The 17,771-nt window shown below is 66.0% G+C and carries 18 protein-coding genes; 8 read left to right on the top strand and 10 right to left on the bottom strand.

Going from position 1 to position 17,771, the window contains the following annotated elements:
- Positions 1–18: 18 nt before the first annotated feature.
- From AC1RKI_RS23020 to AC1RKI_RS23000, 5 genes are read left to right on the top strand one after another with little or no spacing between them, the layout of a single operon-like run.
- Positions 19–1,023 carry a Bug family tripartite tricarboxylate transporter substrate binding protein gene (locus AC1RKI_RS23020; RefSeq protein ID WP_492797337.1) on the top strand — a complete coding sequence of 335 codons (1,005 nt, stop codon included), beginning with the start codon at positions 19–21 and terminating at the stop codon, positions 1,021–1,023.
- Entirely contained in the window at positions 1,016–3,097 is a 2,082-nt protein-coding gene (locus AC1RKI_RS23015) for an acetate--CoA ligase family protein (RefSeq protein ID WP_492797339.1), read from the top strand. Before AC1RKI_RS23020 ends, AC1RKI_RS23015 begins: the two co-directional genes overlap by 8 nt.
- A 1-nt stretch (position 3,098) precedes the next feature.
- Complete coding sequence (locus AC1RKI_RS23010; RefSeq protein ID WP_492797341.1) at positions 3,099–3,869, top strand: enoyl-CoA hydratase/isomerase family protein; 771 nt, start codon at positions 3,099–3,101, stop codon at positions 3,867–3,869.
- Positions 3,866–5,284 (top strand): aldehyde dehydrogenase family protein, encoded by a 1,419-nt coding sequence (locus AC1RKI_RS23005; protein WP_492797343.1) that lies wholly within the window; start codon positions 3,866–3,868, stop codon positions 5,282–5,284. The genes AC1RKI_RS23010 and AC1RKI_RS23005 overlap by 4 nt, the downstream gene beginning before the upstream one ends.
- A 21-nt stretch (positions 5,285–5,305) precedes the next feature.
- Positions 5,306–6,124 (top strand): enoyl-CoA hydratase, encoded by an 819-nt coding sequence (locus AC1RKI_RS23000; RefSeq protein WP_492797344.1) that lies wholly within the window; start codon positions 5,306–5,308, stop codon positions 6,122–6,124.
- A 245-nt stretch (positions 6,125–6,369) separates the two neighbouring features.
- Here AC1RKI_RS23000 and AC1RKI_RS22995 read toward each other — a convergent pair whose 3' ends face one another.
- From AC1RKI_RS22995 to AC1RKI_RS22980, 4 genes are all read right to left on the bottom strand, one after another.
- A complete protein-coding gene (locus AC1RKI_RS22995) occupies positions 6,370–6,945 on the bottom strand; it encodes a ProQ/FinO family protein (RefSeq protein ID WP_061958392.1) in 576 nt (191 codons plus the stop codon).
- Positions 6,946–7,135: 190 nt separating this feature from the next.
- Positions 7,136–7,978: a lysophospholipid acyltransferase family protein gene (locus AC1RKI_RS22990; RefSeq protein ID WP_492797423.1), complete on the bottom strand. Its 843-nt coding sequence runs from the start codon at positions 7,976–7,978 to the stop codon at positions 7,136–7,138.
- 291 nt (positions 7,979–8,269) lie between these two features.
- The gene (locus AC1RKI_RS22985; RefSeq protein WP_492797346.1) at positions 8,270–8,770 is read right to left on the bottom strand and encodes a hypothetical protein; all 501 of its coding nucleotides are present in this window, start codon (positions 8,768–8,770) and stop codon (positions 8,270–8,272) included.
- A gap of 106 nt (positions 8,771–8,876) precedes the next feature.
- Positions 8,877–9,320, bottom strand: coding sequence for a thioesterase family protein (locus AC1RKI_RS22980; protein ID WP_061958394.1), 444 nt, complete (start codon positions 9,318–9,320; stop codon positions 8,877–8,879).
- A 460-nt stretch (positions 9,321–9,780) separates the two neighbouring features.
- On the opposite strand from AC1RKI_RS22980, the gene AC1RKI_RS22975 reads away from it, so the two are divergent.
- Complete coding sequence (locus tag AC1RKI_RS22975; protein WP_157779551.1) at positions 9,781–9,918, top strand: hypothetical protein; 138 nt, start codon at positions 9,781–9,783, stop codon at positions 9,916–9,918.
- Between the two features lie 199 nt (positions 9,919–10,117).
- Here AC1RKI_RS22975 and AC1RKI_RS22970 read toward each other — a convergent pair whose 3' ends face one another.
- Complete coding sequence (locus tag AC1RKI_RS22970) at positions 10,118–12,376, bottom strand: catalase (RefSeq protein ID WP_150979192.1); 2,259 nt, start codon at positions 12,374–12,376, stop codon at positions 10,118–10,120.
- A gap of 224 nt (positions 12,377–12,600) precedes the next feature.
- Here AC1RKI_RS22970 and AC1RKI_RS22965 point away from each other — a divergent pair, with 224 nt between their 5' ends.
- Together AC1RKI_RS22965 and AC1RKI_RS22960 are read left to right on the top strand one after the other, a co-directional pair.
- The gene (locus AC1RKI_RS22965) at positions 12,601–12,819 is read left to right on the top strand and encodes a DUF2188 domain-containing protein (RefSeq protein WP_061958397.1); all 219 of its coding nucleotides are present in this window, start codon (positions 12,601–12,603) and stop codon (positions 12,817–12,819) included.
- Positions 12,820–12,836: 17 nt separating this feature from the next.
- Positions 12,837–13,364 (top strand): DUF421 domain-containing protein, encoded by a 528-nt coding sequence (locus tag AC1RKI_RS22960; RefSeq protein ID WP_150979191.1) that lies wholly within the window; start codon positions 12,837–12,839, stop codon positions 13,362–13,364.
- Between the two features lie 45 nt (positions 13,365–13,409).
- Here AC1RKI_RS22960 and AC1RKI_RS22955 read toward each other — a convergent pair whose 3' ends face one another.
- From AC1RKI_RS22955 to AC1RKI_RS22935, 5 genes are all read right to left on the bottom strand, one after another.
- Entirely contained in the window at positions 13,410–14,096 is a 687-nt protein-coding gene (locus AC1RKI_RS22955; protein ID WP_061958399.1) for a glycosyltransferase family 2 protein, read from the bottom strand.
- On the bottom strand, positions 14,093–14,701 hold the full coding sequence (locus tag AC1RKI_RS22950; RefSeq protein WP_492797351.1) for a class I SAM-dependent DNA methyltransferase: 609 nt from the start codon (positions 14,699–14,701) through the stop codon (positions 14,093–14,095). Before AC1RKI_RS22950 ends, AC1RKI_RS22955 begins: the two co-directional genes overlap by 4 nt.
- Positions 14,698–15,717, bottom strand: a complete 1,020-nt coding sequence (locus tag AC1RKI_RS22945) for an acyl-CoA dehydrogenase family protein (protein ID WP_492797353.1) — start codon at positions 15,715–15,717, stop codon at positions 14,698–14,700. Before AC1RKI_RS22945 ends, AC1RKI_RS22950 begins: the two co-directional genes overlap by 4 nt.
- A gap of 248 nt (positions 15,718–15,965) precedes the next feature.
- Positions 15,966–16,406, bottom strand: a complete 441-nt coding sequence (locus tag AC1RKI_RS22940; RefSeq protein ID WP_061958402.1) for a PRC-barrel domain-containing protein — start codon at positions 16,404–16,406, stop codon at positions 15,966–15,968.
- A 91-nt stretch (positions 16,407–16,497) separates the two neighbouring features.
- Positions 16,498–17,736 carry an MFS transporter gene (locus tag AC1RKI_RS22935; RefSeq protein WP_061958403.1) on the bottom strand — a complete coding sequence of 413 codons (1,239 nt, stop codon included), beginning with the start codon at positions 17,734–17,736 and terminating at the stop codon, positions 16,498–16,500.
- Between the last annotated feature and the right edge of the window lie 35 nt (positions 17,737–17,771).

Below are 17,771 nucleotides of genomic sequence, written 5' to 3'. Positions count from 1 at the left end.
CAACGATATGGAGACAAGATGCGAACCTTTCCGAAGATATGGGGTGCGCTGCGCCGGCCGTTATGCGCGTGGGCGCTGGCCATGGCGCCGCTGGCGTTCGGCGCCATGGCGCACGCGGCCGCCGGCTATCCCACCAAGCCGGTCCGGCTGATTGTGCCGTTTCCGGCGGGCGGCCCAACCGACGCCATGGCACGGCTGATCGGGCAGCATCTTTCGCAGCAGCTTGGCCAGCCGGTGATCGTCGACAACCGCGGCGGCGCGGGCGGCACGATCGCCACCGAAGCGGCGGCTGGCGCAGCGCCCGATGGCTATACGCTGTTCTTCGCCACCACAGGCACCATGGCCATCAACCCGTCGCTCTATCGGTCGATGAAGGTCGACCCGGTCAAGGCGTTCGATGCGGTGGGCTCGGTGGCGTCTACGGTGAACGTGCTGGTGGTGCCCAACAGCCTGCCGGTCGCCAGCGTCAAGGAACTCGTGGCGCTGGCAAAACAGAAGCCGGGCTCCCTGACCTTTGGCTCCGCCGGCAACGGCAGCTCCAATCACCTGTCTGGCGAACTGTTCAAGTCGATGGCTGGCATCGATATCGTCCACGTGCCTTACAAGGGCTCGGCCGCTGCATTTACAGACCTGCTGGGCGGGCGTATCTCGATGATGTTCGATACGGTCTCGAGCCAGGTGCAGTACATCGGCAGCGGCAAGGTCAAGGCACTGGGCGTGAGCGGCCCGACGCGCTCGGAAACGCTGCCCAAGGTGCCGACGATCGCCGAGTCCGGGCTGCCGGGGTTTGACGTCACCATTTGGTTCGGACTCTCAGCGCCCAAAGGCACGCCGCCGGAAGTGATCCACCAACTCAACGGCGAGCTGCAGAAGGTACTGGCGCAAGCCGACGTGCAGCGCCAACTGGCCTCCCTGGGAGCGCGGCCACTGCCGGGCACGCCTGCCGATTTCGCAAAGCTGGTCCAGCATGACGCAGCCAAGTGGTCGCCCGTGGTCAAGGCATCGGGAGCGACCCTTGACTGAGACCTTCAACGCGCTGTTTGCGCCGGCCTCGGTGGCCGTCATCGGCGCCTCGGACAATCCCAACAAGGTGGGCGGCCGGCCGATCCACTACCTGCGCCAGTTTGGCTACCAGGGTGAGGTGTTTCCGGTAAATCCAGGGCGCGACACGATCCAGGGCTATCGCGCGTATCCCACGCTCGACGCCATCGGAAAAACGCCAGACGCGGTGGTCATCGCGGTATCGGGTGATGCCACCTTGGAGCAGGTACGGCTCTGCGCCGAGGCCGGGGTCAAGGCGGCGGTCATCATGGCGTCGGGGTTTGCCGAAACCGGCGAGGCCGGGCGGCAGCGCCAGCAACAACTGGTGGACGTGGCGAATGCGGGCGGCATGCGGCTGGTGGGCCCGAATGCGCAGGGCACGGCCAATTTCGCGAGCGGCGCCGTGCTGAATTTCTCGACAATGTTCATGGAGGTGGCGCCCCAGGATGGACCCATCGCCATCATCAGCCAGAGCGGCGCGGCCAGCGTCATGCCCTATGCGTTGCTGCGTCAGGCCGGACTTGGCGTGCGCTATCTGGTTGCGACCGGCAACGACGCAGACCTGGACGCCTGTGCCATGACCTGTGCCGTCGCCGAAGACCCGGCGGTGCGGTTGATCCTGGTCTACCTGGAATCGATCTCGGACCCGGCTGCACTGGCCCGTGCCGCCGCGCTGGCGCGTAGCCGTGGCGTCAGTATCGTGGCGATCAAGGCCGGCAACAGCCAGCGCGGCGCGCGCGCGGCGGCATCGCATACCGGCGCGCTGGTTGGCAACGATGCGGCCATCGACGCCTTTCTGGCGCGTCACGGTATCTGGCGGGCCGGCGACATCGGCGAACTGGTGCGTGCCGTGCCGCTCTACCTGCAAAACCGCACACCGGGGCAAGGCCGCACCGTGGTGATGAGCCATAGCGGCGCCGTCGGCGTGATGGCGGCGGACCTGGCGGAGCGCCACGACTTGCCGCTGACGGAGTTGCAGCCGGAAACGCTGGACCGGCTTGGCGCCATCCTGCCTGAATTCGGTACCGCGAATAATCCGCTGGACATGACGGCGGCACTGATGGGCCACGGTGACATGTTCCCGTGTGTGCTCGATGCGCTGGGCGCTGATCCGCAGGCCGATATGGTCATGGTCGGCATCCCCGTGGCGGGCCCGGGCTACGACGTGGAGGCGCTGGCCCGCGATGCGGCCGCTTTTAGCGAGCGGCTGGGCAAGCCGCTGGTGGCCAGCGCGCCGCAAGGGTCGGTGCGCGAGGCCTTTGTCCGCCATGGCGTGCCCACCTTTGTGACCGAGGCCGATGCGATTGCCGCGTTGGCCCAGTACGCCGCCCATGCACGGCTGGAGGCCGCTGCCGAGGATTGCGTGCCTCCGGCCGCGCAGCCGCTGCCGGGCCACGGCCTGCAGGATGAGGCTCGCAGCCTGTCGCTGTTGGCCGAAGCCGGCGTCCCGGTAGTGCCGTATCGCTTCTGCGCAAGCGCCAGCGAAGCGGTGGCCGCGTTTGCTGCGCTCGGTGGCGGGCCGGTCGTGGTCAAGGGCTGCGCTGCCGAGGTCCCGCATAAGAGCGAGCACGGACTGGTGCGCCTGCGGCTGTCCGATGTACCCGCCGTGGCGCAGGCCGCCGAAGACTGCCTGGCCACGCTGGGTGCCCTGGGCGTGGACGCCCCGCGCGTGGTGGTGGCGCCGATGGTCAAGGGGCGCCATGAGTTTGCGCTGGGGGTATCGGTCGATCCCGTGTTCGGGCCGCTCGTGATGATCGGCGAGGGCGGCACGCTGCTCGAGTTGCGCAAGGACATTGTCACGTTGCTGGCGCCGTTCAACGTGGCGCAGGCGAAGGCGGCTTGCGCGCGGCTGCGGCTGGCGCCGCTGTTCGATGGCTACCGCGACATCCCCGCGCTGGACCTCGATGCGCTGGCCTCGGCAGCCGTGGCGCTCGGCAACTGGGCGCTGCGCCATCGCGGCGCGCTGAAGTCGGTCGACATCAATCCCATGATGGTGATGGCCGCGGGCGAGGGCGTCCTGGCCGTCGACGCCGTGGTGGAACTTCATGGAGCCTGATATGGAATCTGTGCTTGTGGAGCGCGATGGCAGCCTGGCCGTCGTCACACTAAACCGGCCGGCGCGCATGAATGCCGTCAACGATGCGCTGCGCGGCGCACTGATCGCCGCGCTGGGCCGCCTCAATGCCGATACGTCCGTGCGAGCGGTGGTGCTGACCGGGGCGGGTGGGCGCGCGTTCTGCGCGGGCCAGGACCTGGACGAAGCCGCTGCGGTGACATGGCAGCAGATCGTGCCGTGGCTCAATCGCCAGCGGGCGATGTACCAGGCCGTGCGCGATCTCGACAAGCCTTGCGTAGCTGCAGTGCAGGGCGTGGCCGCGGGCGCCGGGTTCCAGTTGGCGCTGTGCGCGGACTGGCGGCTGACCACGCCGGACAGCCGCTGGGGACAGCCCGAGGTAAAGGCGGGCCTGGCCAGCATCGTCGGCTCGTACCTGATGACGTTGCACGTGGGACACACGCATAACGTGCAGATGTCGCTGTCTGGCGAACTGGTGTCCGGGCAGCGTGCCTACGAAATCGGCCTGGTAACGGCATTGCATGCCGAGGCCGAACTGATGGATGCCGCGCTGGCGCGCGCGCGTTCGCTCGCGTCGTTGCCGCCGACGTCGGTGCGCTTGTCGAAGCAGCGCTTGCGCGCCATGACCCAGCCAGGCTTTGACGACGCCTGCGTGGCGGGCATCCGCGCGCAGCTTGAATGCTATGCCGATGGTGAACCACAGCGCGTAATGGCCGAATTTCTCAGCCAACGCAATGCGAAGGAAAAACAATGATCGAGTGGAACCAACACTTCATCGATGGCCAGCGATGTGCGGTTTCCGATGGCAGGACCGTGCGCATTCATGACGCCGCGACAGAAGCCCCATTGGGCGACGTGCATCTTGGCAACGCCCGCGACGTCGACCAGGCAGTCAAGGCCGCCGCGCGCGCGCTGGCCGCATGGCAACGGCTAGGCGTGCATGCCCGTGCGGCGGTGCTGCGCGCCGTTGCCGATGCGCTGGAGCTTACCGGCCAGGCGCTGGCACAACAGATCTCGCGGGAAGTTGGCATGCCGCTGAAGCTGGCACAGCGCATTCAGGTGGATGCACCTGTTGCAGCCTGGCGTGCCACGGCGGCACTGGCCGGTACCTACGCCTTCGTGCGCGAAGTCGGTCACTCGCGGGTCACGATGGTGCCCGTGGGCGTGGTGGCCGCCATCACACCCTGGAACTATCCGCTGCACCAGATCACCGGCAAGCTCGCGCCAGCCCTGCTGGCGGGGTGCACGGTGGTGCTGAAACCCTCGGAACTGGCGCCGGCAGCCGCGGCGCATCTGATGTCGGCGTGCGAGCAGGCTGGCATGCCGCCGGGCGTGTTGAACATCGTCTGGGGCGACGGCGAAGTGGGCGAGGCACTGGTGACGCATCCCGGTGTGCAGATGGTCTCGTTCACCGGCTCGACGCAGGTCGGCCGCAAGGTGGCAGCGCTGGCAGCGGGCGACATGAAGCGCGTGTCGATGGAACTGGGCGGCAAGTCGCCAGCCATCGTGCTGCCCGGCGCCGACCTCGCCCGCGCGGTCAAGGCTACCGTCGCTTCGTGCTTTCTAAATGCCGGACAGACCTGCAGCGCGACCACGCGCCTGATCGTTCCCCGGGCCGACTATCCGCAATGCCGCACGCTATTGGCGGACGCCGTCGCCGGCATGGTGTTGGGCGATCCGGCTGATGGCGCGACTCGCGTGGGCCCGCTGCTTTCCGCCTTGCAGCGCCAGCGCGTGCTGGCCCATATCGCCGAGGCGGAGCGGGCCGGCTTCGAGCGCATCGCCGGCGGCCCCGATGCCGCCGTCCCGGAGCGCGGCTACTTCGTGGCCCCAACGGTCTACGGCAACGTATCGCCGGACAGCCGCCTGGCCACCGAGGAGATCTTTGGCCCGGTGCTGGCCGTGCTCTGCTATGACACCGTCAACGAAGCGATTGCGCTGGCAAACGGCACCCGCTACGGGCTGGCCGCCACCGTCTGGGCAGCCGATGACGCGAGCGCCGAGGCGGTGGCCGATCAACTGCGCGCGGGGCAGGTGGATATCAACGGTGCGCGGTTCAACGCCGCCGCGCCATTCGGTGGATTCGGCATGTCCGGCGTCGGGCGTGAAGGCGGCGTCTACGGACTCGAAGAGTTCCTGGAGCCGCGCGCGGTCCAGTTTCCACAGTAAGCCAATTCCAGGAATTCCAGCATGTACCAGGAAATCACGGTGACCCGTTCCGAGCGGAACGATCATGTCGCCATCATCTCCATGAATCGGCCGGACAAGCTCAATGCCTTGACCAAGGTGATGGAGGCCGAACTGCGCGACGCTATGGAAGCGGCGGACCGCGACGACACCATCCGCGTGGTGGTGTTGACCGGCGCCGGCAAGGGCTTTTGCGCGGGCATGGACATCAACGAACTTGAGATACTGCCGCCAGGCGATATCCGCGCGGCGCAATGGATGCGGCCGTACGACATGAACCGGCGCGCCGACTACCAGTCCCGATACGGATACTTTCCGGCGATGCGAAAACCGGTGATCGCGGCGATCAATGGCGCGGCGGCGGGGCTGGGACTCGTCTTCGCGCTATATAGCGACATGCGCTTCGCCAGTAGCCGGGCGGCATTCAGCACAGCCTTCGCACGGCGTGGCCTGATTGCCGAGCACGGCATCGCGTGGCTGCTGCCGCGCGTGGTGGGGCCAGGCCATGCGGCGGACCTGCTGTACTCCGCTCGCAAAGTCACCGCGCAGGAGGCGCTGCAGATGGGGCTGGTGGACCGCCTATACGAGCCCGACAGCCTGATGGCCAGCACGCTGGCCTATGCGGACGATCTGGCCGAAAACGTTTCGCCACGCTCGATCGGCGTAATGAAGCGCCAACTCTGGGAGCAACCGTTCCAGACGCTGGCCGAAGCCACGCAACTGGCCAACACCGAAATGTTCGAGAGCATCCAGAGCGAGGATTTCACGGAAGGTGTGTCGCACTTCATCGAACGGCGTCCGGCGAGGTTTACTGGAAGGTGAGGCGACTATTTACGTGGCCGTATCGGCAAAGGCGGCAATCGTGACTGCCTCGATCTCAGCAATGTCGTACGGCGTTGCGATTTGGAGCCGGAAGGTCATGGGCTTGGCTTCGTTCCAGAAAATATGGAACAGCCTGGACCTGTGGGCGCGCGGCGTCGCCGGGCATTCTGCGACGGCGACGGATGTGGTGCCGGTTGCCGGGGCAGCCGGCAACCGATCGCTGACGCCGGCAGTTACGCCGATCGTTACTCCGAGGCAGGAGGCTCGCTCGCCGGCGCTGCGGCGGCGGCTTCGGGCGCGGGTTTGGGGCGTCGGTTCTGCAGATACTGAGCGCGTCGCGCGTCGGCCTGCGTGACGCTGCCTTGCGGCTGCCCCGTCAGATCCAGGCGCGGGGCGCCTTCCACAAGGGCGATCCAGTAGCGGGCGCCGCGGCACCACGTGCGGATCGCATCGCGTAATTCGGCCTCGCTCAGGCCCAGTTCCTGCGCGTGTTGCAGGATGTCCTCGAGGATGCCGATCTTGAGCGGCACCTTGGGCGCCGGCTTTTTCGGAAATGCCTGAGGGAATCGCTTCTGCAGCCGGCCGATGGTCTGGACCACTGGATCGACAGGTTTGGTCGGGCCGGCTTTTGCCGCGCCAGCCTTTGCAGCGCCGTCCTTCGCTCCGCCGGCCTTGGCCGCACCGGCCCCTGGCTTGCGTTGCGGGCGTGCCGGCTTGGCCGTCGATTCGCGCGACGGCTGCGCTTCGCGTTTGGCTTGCGCCGCCTGCTTTGCCTTTGCTGCCAGTTCTTTCTTCAGTGCTGCAAGTTGTTCGAAACCCATCGCCTTAAGCCAAATAAAAGTTTGCGCCGATTATAGCCGCGCGCGCTTCGCCGTGGATTGTGCGTGTACCCGACTCGCGGCAGCAACCCAGCAGGCGCCGCGCAGGCAACCGGGGCGGTCGCCGATCGGCGGACGCTGCCGATGCCACATCGATGTCGCTATCGCGGTGTCACGGCCGGGCGCTGCGCCTTCACGCCGCCGCCGGCGCCGATACCCCGGCGGGGACCTTGAACCGGTTGTATCCCCACAAATATTGCAGAGGGAATCGTCTGATCATCTCTTCCAGCTCCGCATTGATCCATGCGGCTTGCGCCTCGACCGTCTCGGGCAGCGGCCCGGTCAGCCGCTTCACGTGCATGCGCCATCCCTTTCCATCCGGCAGACGTTCGCCCGCGGCCACGATCAGTGGCGCGCCGGTCTGCGCAGCGAGCTTGCCAGGCAGCGTGATCGTGTAGGCCATGCGGCCGAAGAAGGGCGCCCAGACGCCATCCCCCTTGGGCGCCTGATCCGGCAGCAATCCAATCGCTTCGCCGTGCCGCAAGGCGCGCACGAATGAACGAACCCCCTGGGCCGTGGCGGGCACCGCCTTCAGCTTTGACGTATCGCGCACGAATTGCAGCAACCCGCGCAGTTTTGCCTTGCGATGCGGACGGAACATGATCGTCAGCGAGATCCTTTCTGCGGCATAGCGCGCGGCCAGTTCGAAACAGCCAAGGTGCGGGGTCAGCATGATCAGCCCGCGGCCTTCGGCCAGCGCCTCTTCGATCACGGCCCAGTCGTCGCAGATCACCTGGTCCAGACTGACCTGGCTGCGAAACCATACGCGCGACAGTTCGGTCATCATCGCGCCTGTCTCGCCAGCGGCCTGCCGGGCAAAATCCGGATCGCTGAATCCGGCCTGGGAAGCATTGCTGCGCAGATGCCGCCGATAACCGCCCGGCAGCGCGTACACCAGACGCCCCAGCAAGCGGCCGGCGATATGCACTGCCGATAACGGCAACGCCGAAAACAGGCGCAGCGACGTGCAGAGCACATCATTCGAAGACTGAGGACGAGGATCCATAAGCAGCACGCGCATGAGAAAGGTGAAAAACCCACGCGGTGCTCGATGTGGGGGCGGGCGACAAGAAGCGAGCGATCGGGGGCGGCAAGCGGACTCCCGATCTATCAGCCGGGCTCGATTAGTCGTCGATATAAATTCAAACCCAGGCACGTCGAATGCGGGGCGGTTTGCGCCACGCGGCATGCAAGCCGTAGACGTAAGGGCGCTAACTGTAGCACGCGTGTTGGATTTGCCCGGTTTTTGTCGCTTTGCCCGAATCTGCTATCGCCGGATATCGGCAAAGCCGCCCGTCGCCCAGCGCGTGGCGCTTTCCCGAGTCAGGCGGAAATCCGGCGGCACGGTCGCGGTTGCAAGGACGTCACCGAAGGCGCCGACGGCCGTCAGGGTCGCAAACGGCTCGAACTCGTCGGGCGTGATCGCCAGCTTTACCGTCACCGTGTCCGATTCGATCTCGATGGTCACCTGCTTATTGAGCTGCGCATGCAGTTGCTGCTCGTGGCGGCGGATGACCTCCGAGGCGGTCTTCACCAGCGTCTGGTGCGCCGTCGCATCGAGCGGCTTGGGATCGACCTTGTTGCGACCCATGGTCCACGGACCGACCAACGCGGGTTCCGCACTGCCATCGCGGATCATTTCGACGGCCCAGCCTTCGCCATCTTCGTTCTTGATGACGCGCGCGGTCCAGCCGCGGTCGCGCCATAGCCTGGGTTCATGGATCGGCGGAGATTCGGTCTCCGGCGCGCTGTCGTGGTTCTGATTCATAACGGCGGGTGTTCAATGAGTGAGGGACGACACAGCGCGCTGCATGCAAAGGCATGAGGCGACGGGCCGATTGCCGGACGCGCGGCCGGGCCGTCCGGGCATTGGATCAAGCGACCCAGTTGACCTTGGGAAAACGCGCGGCAAAGCCTTGCGGCATCGGTACGACGCGCTTGCTGGCGTAGTCGAAGAACACAAAGCCGGATTTGGCCATGGCGATCAGGGCGCCATCCTGCGGCCGCGTGATGCGGAAGATGATGTCGCCGCCGTACTTGTTGAAGTCCATCACGCCGACTTCGAACAACAGCTGGTCGCGCGCGTGGGCCTCGTTGCGGTACATCGTCGCCAGATCGGTGACGATGATGCCGGCGCCTTCCACCCGGTCGCCTTCGCTGCCGTACTCAAACAGGAAGCGGGCCCGTGCCTCCGAAATCATGGAAATCATCGAATCGTTGGCCAGATGATTGGCCGCGTTGATATCGGTGACACGTACCGTGAGATGGGTGGAAAAGCACAACTGGTCGGCGGGCAGATCGAGTTTGAGGCGGGCCATGGCAAGCGTTGCGGGAACAGCGGAAATCGAAAAGGGCATACATCTTAGTCGATTCGCGCCCCGCGCCTGCCCGCGCGGCGCTGTCCGCATCGATCGACGCGCGACGATTCCCGGGTTGCTGACCGAATGTGGCCCATTGGCAGACTCCCGGCAAAGCGCCGATAGCACATGGCTGGCTCGTGGTTGAGGCGGAAAGTGCGTCCCCGAGCCGCGCGAGACTTTGGATTGTTCGTGACATGGGGATGAAGCGACGGACGAAACAAGAGCGGCTCGGCGCGGCGGCAATGCAGGGGCTACCAGTACATCTGCCACACGAGAGGCGATTTTTACCTGCCCCAAGTCGGCATGGGCCACGGCTATGGCCCGGCGTGGCGCATGCCGCGGGATGGATACCCATGGCACGTATCCTGCACGTGGATGCGATGTCGAGCCGTCGGGCTCATCGCCATGGAGATACAACATGCTTCACAACGATGTGCAGGATCGCAACCAGAAAATGCAGCAGTTGCGCGGCACGCGCCGCTACACCTGGACGCACCCGATCTTCCTGATCGGTATCGCGCTGATCGTGGTCGGCTTTGTCGCCACGCTCTGGTAAGCATGACGAGATTGCCGATGCGGCGCATCTGATTGCCTGCAGACGATGCCTGCGATGGCGCAATGCCACGCAGGCCGTACCGCGCAACGCGGAGGACGTCGAAGTGGCGGCACTCGTTGGAATCATCGCGCCGCACCCCCTGAACCGCATCGCACGCCATCACGCCGGCGCATCCAGCGCGCCGGCGTGATGCCGCCAATCAGACCGGAATCTTTTCGGCGTCGGGACGTTGCCACCAGCGATGCTGCCCGACGGCGTCCAGGAAGGCTTGATGCTGCTTGGCATTGTCGGCTTTCGCCACGATCAGCCCTGGGCCCGCAAAACCGCCGTCGATGCCCGTGCGCCGCGCAGCCTCTGCCACCAGCATCGCGCCGCTGCCGCCCGCGCCAACCGCCTTGTAGTGCTTGTACGACTCGCTGATGAACAACAGCGCTGCGGGATCGGGATCGGCCGGCGGCGCCTTGCCGTCGGGCACATAGACGGCGTCGAACAGCACGGACCCCACCGACGACAGCGCATGGTCGACCGGCAGCGACGCGCCGCTTGCGGTGGTGACGCTGTTGGCGCGCGGACCGACGATGCGGATGTTGGCGCGGGCCGCGCTGGCCAGCTTCTGCAGCGAGGCGATCGCGCCATCATCGACGCCATCATTGACCAGCACGGCGATATTGCGGCCCGTGATATCGCCCTTGGGCTGCGCGTCGAGACTCAGTGCCGGCGAAGCGTCGATGCCGTAATCGTTGATCTGGATGTCGGCGCCGACAGGTTCCACTTCGATGCCAAGGTTTTGCGCCACGCCTTCCGCCAGCTCCGGCGCGATATGGACGATCTGCCCGACCACGCGCGCCCGGATCGCCGGGTCTGACACCTTGGACAGCTCGAAGGTATAGGCGGCGATGATCTGCTGGCGTTCGACATCGGACTGGCTGCGCCAGAACAGGTTGGCCTGCGAGAAGTGATCGGCAAAGGTTTGGCTGCGGATTCGCGCCTTGATCGCGCCATCCTCGGCAGGTGCGGGGAAATGCCGGTAGGCGTCGGCGTCGCCAGCCAGGAAAGGACAGCCGCCGCTGACCGAATTGGGCTGGTAGCTTTCCTTGCCCTGCACGATGGTTTGCCGCATAAAGCCGTCGCGCTGGTTGTTGTGCACCGGGCACAGCGGTCGGTTGATCGGCAGTTCGTGGAAGTTGGGGCCGCCAAGCCGCGTGATCTGCGTGTCGATATACGAGAACAGCCGCGCATGCAGCAGCGGATCGTTGGTGAAATCCATGCCGGGCAGGATGTGGCCCGGATGGAAGGCCACCTGTTCGGTCTCGGCGAAGAAATTGTCGGGGTTGCGATCGAGCACCATCCGGCCGATGCGGCGCACCGGCACCAGTTCCTCTGGAATCAGCTTGGTGGGATCCTGGAGGTCGAAGCCGAGCTTGAGCATGTCGGTTTCGGGCACCAGTTGCACGCCCAGTTCGTACTCGGGATACTGGCCCGCCTCGATCGAATCCCACAGGTCGCGCCGATGAAAATCGGGGTCCTTGCCGTTGATCTTGAGCGCCTCGTCCCAGATCAGCGAATGCGCGCCGCCCACCGGCTTCCAGTGATATTTGACCAGCGTGGCTTCGCCTTTCGCGTTGATCAGCCGGAACGTATGCACGCCAAAACCTTCCATGGTGCGGAAGCTGCGGGGAATCGCGCGCCCGGACATGGTCCAGAGGACCATATGCATCGATTCCGGCTGCAGCGAGACGAAATCCCAGAACGTATCGTGCGCCGAGGCGGCCTGCGGAATTTCATTGTGCGGTTCCGGCTTCACCGAATGCACGAAGTCCGGAAACTTGATGCCGTCCTGAATGAAGAACACCGGGATGTTGTTGCCGACCAGATCGAAATTACCTTGCCGCGTGTAGAACTTGGTGGCAAAACCGCGCACATCGCGCGCCAGATCGGCCGACCCGCGCGAGCCGGCAACGGTCGAAAAGCGGACGAAGACCGGCGTCTTCTCATTGACGCGCGTGAATAGGTCAGCGGTTGTGTAGTCTTCGAGCGATTCGGTCAACTCGAAGTAACCATGCGCCGCAGCACCGCGCGCATGCACCACGCGCTCGGGAATGCGCTCGTGGTCGAAGTGCGTAATCTTTTCACGAAGATGGAAATCTTCCAGCAGGGTCGGGCCGCGCAATCCCAGCTTGAGCGAATCGTCGTCCTGCGGAATCTGCAGCCCCTGGTTGGTGGTCAGCGTCCTGCCGGCGTTCGACACCAGGTTGCCGACACTTGGCGACCCAAGCCGTGCGGGCCGCTTGGCGAGCCGATCCGCCACCGCGCTTTCGTAGGAGCCGTCGTTGTTGTTGCCGGCGGCGGTGTTCTGGCTCGGATTCGGATCGTGCTGCGCGATTCCCTGCTGCGTTGCGGCATCGCCTTGCGAGGCGGATTTCCGTGGCGTCTGCTTGTTCGGCGGTTGCTTCGGCATGGCGTTATCTCCGTTGTCGTGCGTGAAAAAGGACCGTTCTGGCCGCTCGCGCGTCCAGCGCAAACGCGTACCTCCGCAGAATGCGTGCCATGCCTGCATCGACGGCCAACAGGGCGCGCCCCACACTTGGAAAATCCCGTGGATTTGTCAGACCGCCACCGATAGCGTTATGGCTCGCGTGCGCGTAACACTGCTGTCATCGAAGGATTCGAGGGAGAACCAAAATGGCGTCCAACATCCATGTCGTGCCGGCGGGCGAGGGCTGGGCCGTAGAAGCTGCCGGCAGCGGCCACAGAACGCTCTACGCAACGCAGGACGAGGCGATCGAGGCGGGCACGGCCCGAGCGCAGCGCGACAACGTGGAATTGCTGATCCATGGTCGCGACGGGCAAGTGCGCGCGCGCAGCTCGTTTGAGCACGATCCACGGCGCTACGTCGGCTAGAGCGCAAACATCGTTGCATGTCGAGCGCGCTGATGCAGTTTTCCGACTGGTTTGGCCGCGGCAACGACCTGACGTGGTATCAGATGGCGCTGCGCGCGGCGGTGATCTTTTTCGCCGCATGGGTCATGCTGCGCGGCGCGGGGCGGCGCGCGTTTTCGCAGCAGACCGCATTCGATCTCTGCATCATCCTGTTGCTCGGCGCGGTGCTGTCGCGCGCGATTGTTGGCGCGAGCCCGATGGGTGCCACGCTGGCCGCCGCGCTGATGCTGGTCTCGCTGCATCGTCTGCTTGGATGGCTGGCCAGCCGCCATCCCTGGCTCGATCGCGCGATGGGCGGCACGGCCATCGATCTGCTCAAGCACGGCAACCTCGACCGGAGCGCGATGCAGCGGTCCATGCTCAGCGAGGAGGATCTCGCCGCGAACATCCGTGCGTCGCTGCAATCGGATTCGCTTGCCGATGTCGAGCGCATCGTGGTCGAGCGCAATGGCAAGGTCACGTTCGTGAAACGAGGCAAGGAGAAGTCGGAGGACAAAGCGGCTTGAGTCGGGCGCGCAATGAAGCGGGCGTCGCAAGTCGCCTCGCCCGGTTCAATCCGTCGGCATCGCCTCGGCCGATAGGGCGGCCAGCATCGCCAGATGATCGGCAAAGCCGCCGCGCGCGCGGCCCTGCGCACGTGCGCTGGTGATGACGCGCGGCTGCGTGCTCCAGGCAATCTGTGCGTCGATGGCGATCAGGCGCTGAACCAGCGCCACGTCCTCGCTAGTCGCATGCGGCGGAAAGCCGCCCGCGCGACGATAGGCGTGCGAACACACGCCCAGGTTGGCGCCGTGAACATGGCGGTGGTTGTCTTCCGGGCGATAGCGCGCCGCAAAGCGCGCCGGCACGTGTGCGGGCTGTTCGCTCCAGTCGTCCACGGTGACCAGCCCGCATACGGCGTCTGCACGCAACGCCAGCTGCGCAACCAGCCAGTCCGGCGCCACGCGGCTGTCCGCATCGGTAAACGCCAACCAGCGCGCATCGCGCGCCAGCAAATATTCGGCGCCAGTGTGGCGCGCCATGCCGACGTTGCGCGCCGAGATCGACAGGCAGATAAGCGGCGTGGTGGCGTGGCGTTGGGCGATCGCATGCGAATCGTCATCGCATCCGTCCAGCACCACCACCACCAGCACCGGTTCGCTGTTGAGATCGGGATGCAGCGCGGCCGCGCTCAGCGCCATCAGGCAGCCTTCGAGGCAAGCCTCCTCGTTATGCACGGGCACCACGACGCCGATCATCGCGCGGCCTCCCGCTGGCGCAGAGGCGTGGCGTTGCGCGACCACACCTCCAGCAGAAAGTCGGGCTCAAGATGGCGCACGTGGCGATGCAATCCCGGCTGCCGCGCGATCTCCGCATGGATCTGGCGGGTCGGCATGCGGCGCTCCGCGAACGGACGCAACCAGTGGCAGGCCACGATGGTGCCGTTTTCAGCCAGCGCCGCTGCGGCGCGTTGCACAGTGTCGGCCCAGTCCTGCGGCGAGAAGAAGTAGCCGAGTTCGCTCAGTACGATCAGATCGAAGCGGCCTGCCGGAAAGTCGCGCGGCAACTCGGCAACGCGCAGGTCGACGTGAGGCTGGTCAGCAAGTCGCGCCCGCGTGCGTTCGATGGCACGTGGTGCCACGTCGACTGCCAGCAGCGCATCGCAACGCGCCGCCAGTCGCTCGGTCTGCATGCCCGTGGCGCACCCGGCTTCGAACGCGCGCGCATAGCGCTGTTCGGGCAGGCACGCGATCAGCACATCGCGTTTGCGGGCTTCGTACCAGAGTGACTCGAATCCCCATGGATCCGCTTGCGCGAGGATCGCGTCGAAATCGGACGAGGGCGTCGTCGTCGCGGGCGTCATAGCGTGATGTCCGTATCGATTTCGCGCAGCGCCATGCCGAGCGCAGCAAGGTCCCGCTCGGCATGGCTCTGGCGCAGGAAAACCGGCAGGTCGGCGAACAGCGCGGCCAGGCGCGCATCGCGACAAAGCGGGCCGGCGCCGAGCACGCTGCCGGCGCGGTGCAGCACGCGCTGCACTACGGCCTCTACCGTGGTGCGCGCCCGCATAGCTGGAACGAATGCATCGGCGTCGGGATGGGCGTCGATCCACGCGGCGGTTTCACGCAGCAATGCCGCGGCCGCATGCAGATCGCCGTGGATAGCGCCGAGGTGGGCGGCCGCATGCGCATCGCCACGCCGCTGCACGGCCTGTCGCACGGCGTGCGCCATCGGCAGCGCCGCGCCATACCAGCACGCGGCGATGCCCGCGCCACCGTGCCAGAAGCCCGGGCGCTCCACATAGCCACGCGGCGGCCCGATCAGCAGCGCCGGACAGTTGTCGAGCAGGACGTCGCCGCTGCCGGTATCGGCCATGCCGACGGCATGCCAGCCTTCGTCGGTAATCGTGACGCCCGCGCCGTTCAGGTCGATCGCGGCCAGCCACGCGCCGTGGTCGCGATCCTCGCAAGTGATCAAGGCGTGCGATACCCCGCGCGCGCCGGAACACCATGCCTTGCGGCCATCGAGCACGACGGGACGGACGTCCGTGACCCCAATGGCGGCGGCGAGTTCGTGCGCGGCGGCGCGTGCTGCGGCTGTGTCCGCGCGGGCGCTTGCGCGCACACGCGCGTCGGGCGGCTCGGCCGCCCACACTGCCCAGCGCGTGTCGCGCCGCGGCGTCGCATCGGCCAGTTCCGCGAGAATCGCCAGCGCGTCGGCATGGGCCTCGAACAGCTTGATGGCGACCGCGCCATGCTCGGCGGCGATCCGCGCGAACAGCGACCAGCGCTGCGCCGTCCTGCCGCGGCCGGGCAGGGGAACATCCTCGCGCCCGACATGGGCGCCGATCAGCGCGGCAAGGGTTTCGCGAACGTCCATGGAACCGGTGAGAAGTTTCAATGGAACGGGAAATCGCAAGATCCCTGCCAGCCAGATGTGCGGACCCTGCCGCAGAGGTTGCGGCGTGGCGGGCGAGTCGTGAAACAAGGGAAATGGGCCGTTGCCGCCGTCTGGCGATCACGATCGGCGCCTCGTTGTGCGCCGCGCTACGGCCCTGCTTGAAAGACGTGCCTGTAAGCTCGTCGTCGATGGTAGAACTGCCCGCGCGGACGCGGTATTTCATGCGATCAAAGCGGGCCGCCCGGTTCCGTCCAATACGGGGTGCGTTCGTAGTAGCTGTAGAGATCGGTGGCCCACTGCGGGTCAGCCATTCTGGGCCAGCTGTCCTTGTTGAAGCCCGGGGCGTCCTTGATGCGCTCGGCGGTCAGTCCAAGCCGGAAGCATTTGGCATCGGTGTCCATCACAAGCGCGCTCCACGGGATGGCGTGAAGCGTATCGCCGATGCCGAGAAATCCGCCGGTGGTCAGCACGGCGTACGCAACCCGTCCGCCCTGCACATCGATCATGATTTCCTTGATCTCGCCGACATGCTCGTTGTCGGACGAATAGACCTTCGTGCCATCGAGACTCGACGCGGCCATCACTTCCGGACCCGGGCCGGCGCCCACGCCGGCGCCGACGATTGTTGCGCCCGAATGCGATCCGAGATTGGGATTGGTAGGTTCCATCGCTGTCTCCTTTGAGGTTGCGTTTTGGAGCCCGTACCTGTGCAACAAGCATGCCGGAGAACCGGCGGCGCGGTGGGGTGCTGCCCGACTGTTATTCGAGCTCCACGCCGTTCAGTTCGGGGATCAGGAAGAACGTGGCCAGCATGTCCAGCACATAGAGGCTTGCCAGCAGCGCAATGGCAATCTGGAATGACCATGTGGCGGCAATGGCGCCCACCACGATCGGCCCGAGTCCGCCCACGGCGCGGCCGATATTGAACAGCACGTTCTGCGCGGTGGCGCGCGCCGCGGTGGGATACGCCTCGGAGATCAGGGCGCCGTAGCCGCCGATCATGCCGTTGACGAACATGCCCATCAGCGCACCGGCCCACAGCATCGTGAACGGGTCGGACAGCCGCGAATAGGTCAGCACCATCGCCACCGCGCCAGCCTGGAACAGCAGGAAGGTGGGCTTGCGGCCGATGCGGTCGGCGAGATGGCCGAACGCGCAGATGCCGAGCATCATGCCGAGCACGGTGACCGAGGTCCACATGGCCGATTTGGTCAGCGAGAAACCGAGCGTCTTCGACAGGTAGGTCGGCAACCAGATCATGATGCCGTAGTAGCCGAAGTTCTGGACCGCGCACAGAATGACGATGCCGATGCTGGTACGCGTGGTACGCGCGTCGGCAACCAGCAAGCGGAAGGCGTTGGCGCGGCTTGCGGTCTGCGCGCTGCGCACGAACACTTCGGGCTCGTGCAGCCGATTGCGGACATACCACGCCACGAATGCCGGAATCACGCCGACCAGGAACATGCCGCGCCAGCCGATCAGCGGCAGCAGCAGCGGCGTGAGCAGGGCGGCCATCAGTACGCCGCTTTGCCAGCCCAGCGCCACGTAGGACGACACGCGGCCGCGCTTGCTGGCGGGCCAGGCCTCGGCGGCCAGTGCCATGCCGATGCCGAATTCGCCGCCCAACCCGATCCCGGCGATGGTGCGATAGACCAGCAAATCCCAGAAGCCCTGCGCAAACGCGCAGAGACCGGTAAACACCGCGAACAGCACGATGGTCCACGTCAGCACGCGCACGCGCCCATAGCGGTCGCTGAGCGCGCCGAAAATGATGCCGCCGGCCACTGCGCCGACCAGCGTCCACGTCACCAGCGCGCCGGACTGGCCAGTCGATAGCGCCAGACCGGCCGTGATCGCGGGCAGCATGAAGCCCAGGATCAGCAGGTCGAAGCCATCCATGGCATAGCCGAGCGTGGAGCCGGCCAGCGCCTTCCAGGCGTAGGACGAAGTGGGGGCCTTGGTGGCAGGAACGGAATCGAGGGCCGGTTGACTGTGCATGCGGGGCGAACTTGGAAAATGGGGGATGGCGGCGC

It is taken from the genome of Cupriavidus sp. GW822-FHT06G04 (assembly GCF_058799075.1).
Note: the sequence above shows the minus strand (reverse complement) of the source record. Positions and strands in the feature narration are given on the sequence as shown.

Coding starts and splice junctions, on each gene's coding strand:
- AC1RKI_RS23020 (WP_492797337.1), top strand. CDS start 19: ATGCGAACCTTTCCGAAGATATGGGGTGCGCTGCGCCGGCCGTTATGC.
- AC1RKI_RS22980 (WP_061958394.1), bottom strand. CDS start 9,320: ATGGCCCGCCTCAAACTCGATCTGCCCGCCGACCAGTTGTGCTTTTCC.
- AC1RKI_RS22995 (WP_061958392.1), bottom strand. CDS start 6,945: ATGGGTTTCGAACAACTTGCAGCACTGAAGAAAGAACTGGCAGCAAAG.
- AC1RKI_RS22935 (WP_061958403.1), bottom strand. CDS start 17,736: ATGCACAGTCAACCGGCCCTCGATTCCGTTCCTGCCACCAAGGCCCCC.
- AC1RKI_RS22945 (WP_492797353.1), bottom strand. CDS start 15,717: ATGGACGTTCGCGAAACCCTTGCCGCGCTGATCGGCGCCCATGTCGGG.
- AC1RKI_RS23005 (WP_492797343.1), top strand. CDS start 3,866: ATGATCGAGTGGAACCAACACTTCATCGATGGCCAGCGATGTGCGGTT.
- AC1RKI_RS22985 (WP_492797346.1), bottom strand. CDS start 8,770: ATGAATCAGAACCACGACAGCGCGCCGGAGACCGAATCTCCGCCGATC.
- AC1RKI_RS23010 (WP_492797341.1), top strand. CDS start 3,099: ATGGAATCTGTGCTTGTGGAGCGCGATGGCAGCCTGGCCGTCGTCACA.
- AC1RKI_RS22970 (WP_150979192.1), bottom strand. CDS start 12,376: ATGCCGAAGCAACCGCCGAACAAGCAGACGCCACGGAAATCCGCCTCG.
- AC1RKI_RS22975 (WP_157779551.1), top strand. CDS start 9,781: ATGCTTCACAACGATGTGCAGGATCGCAACCAGAAAATGCAGCAGTTG.
- AC1RKI_RS22940 (WP_061958402.1), bottom strand. CDS start 16,406: ATGGAACCTACCAATCCCAATCTCGGATCGCATTCGGGCGCAACAATC.
- AC1RKI_RS22965 (WP_061958397.1), top strand. CDS start 12,601: ATGGCGTCCAACATCCATGTCGTGCCGGCGGGCGAGGGCTGGGCCGTA.
- AC1RKI_RS22955 (WP_061958399.1), bottom strand. CDS start 14,096: ATGATCGGCGTCGTGGTGCCCGTGCATAACGAGGAGGCTTGCCTCGAA.
- AC1RKI_RS22960 (WP_150979191.1), top strand. CDS start 12,837: ATGTCGAGCGCGCTGATGCAGTTTTCCGACTGGTTTGGCCGCGGCAAC.
- AC1RKI_RS22950 (WP_492797351.1), bottom strand. CDS start 14,701: ATGACGCCCGCGACGACGACGCCCTCGTCCGATTTCGACGCGATCCTC.
- AC1RKI_RS23000 (WP_492797344.1), top strand. CDS start 5,306: ATGTACCAGGAAATCACGGTGACCCGTTCCGAGCGGAACGATCATGTC.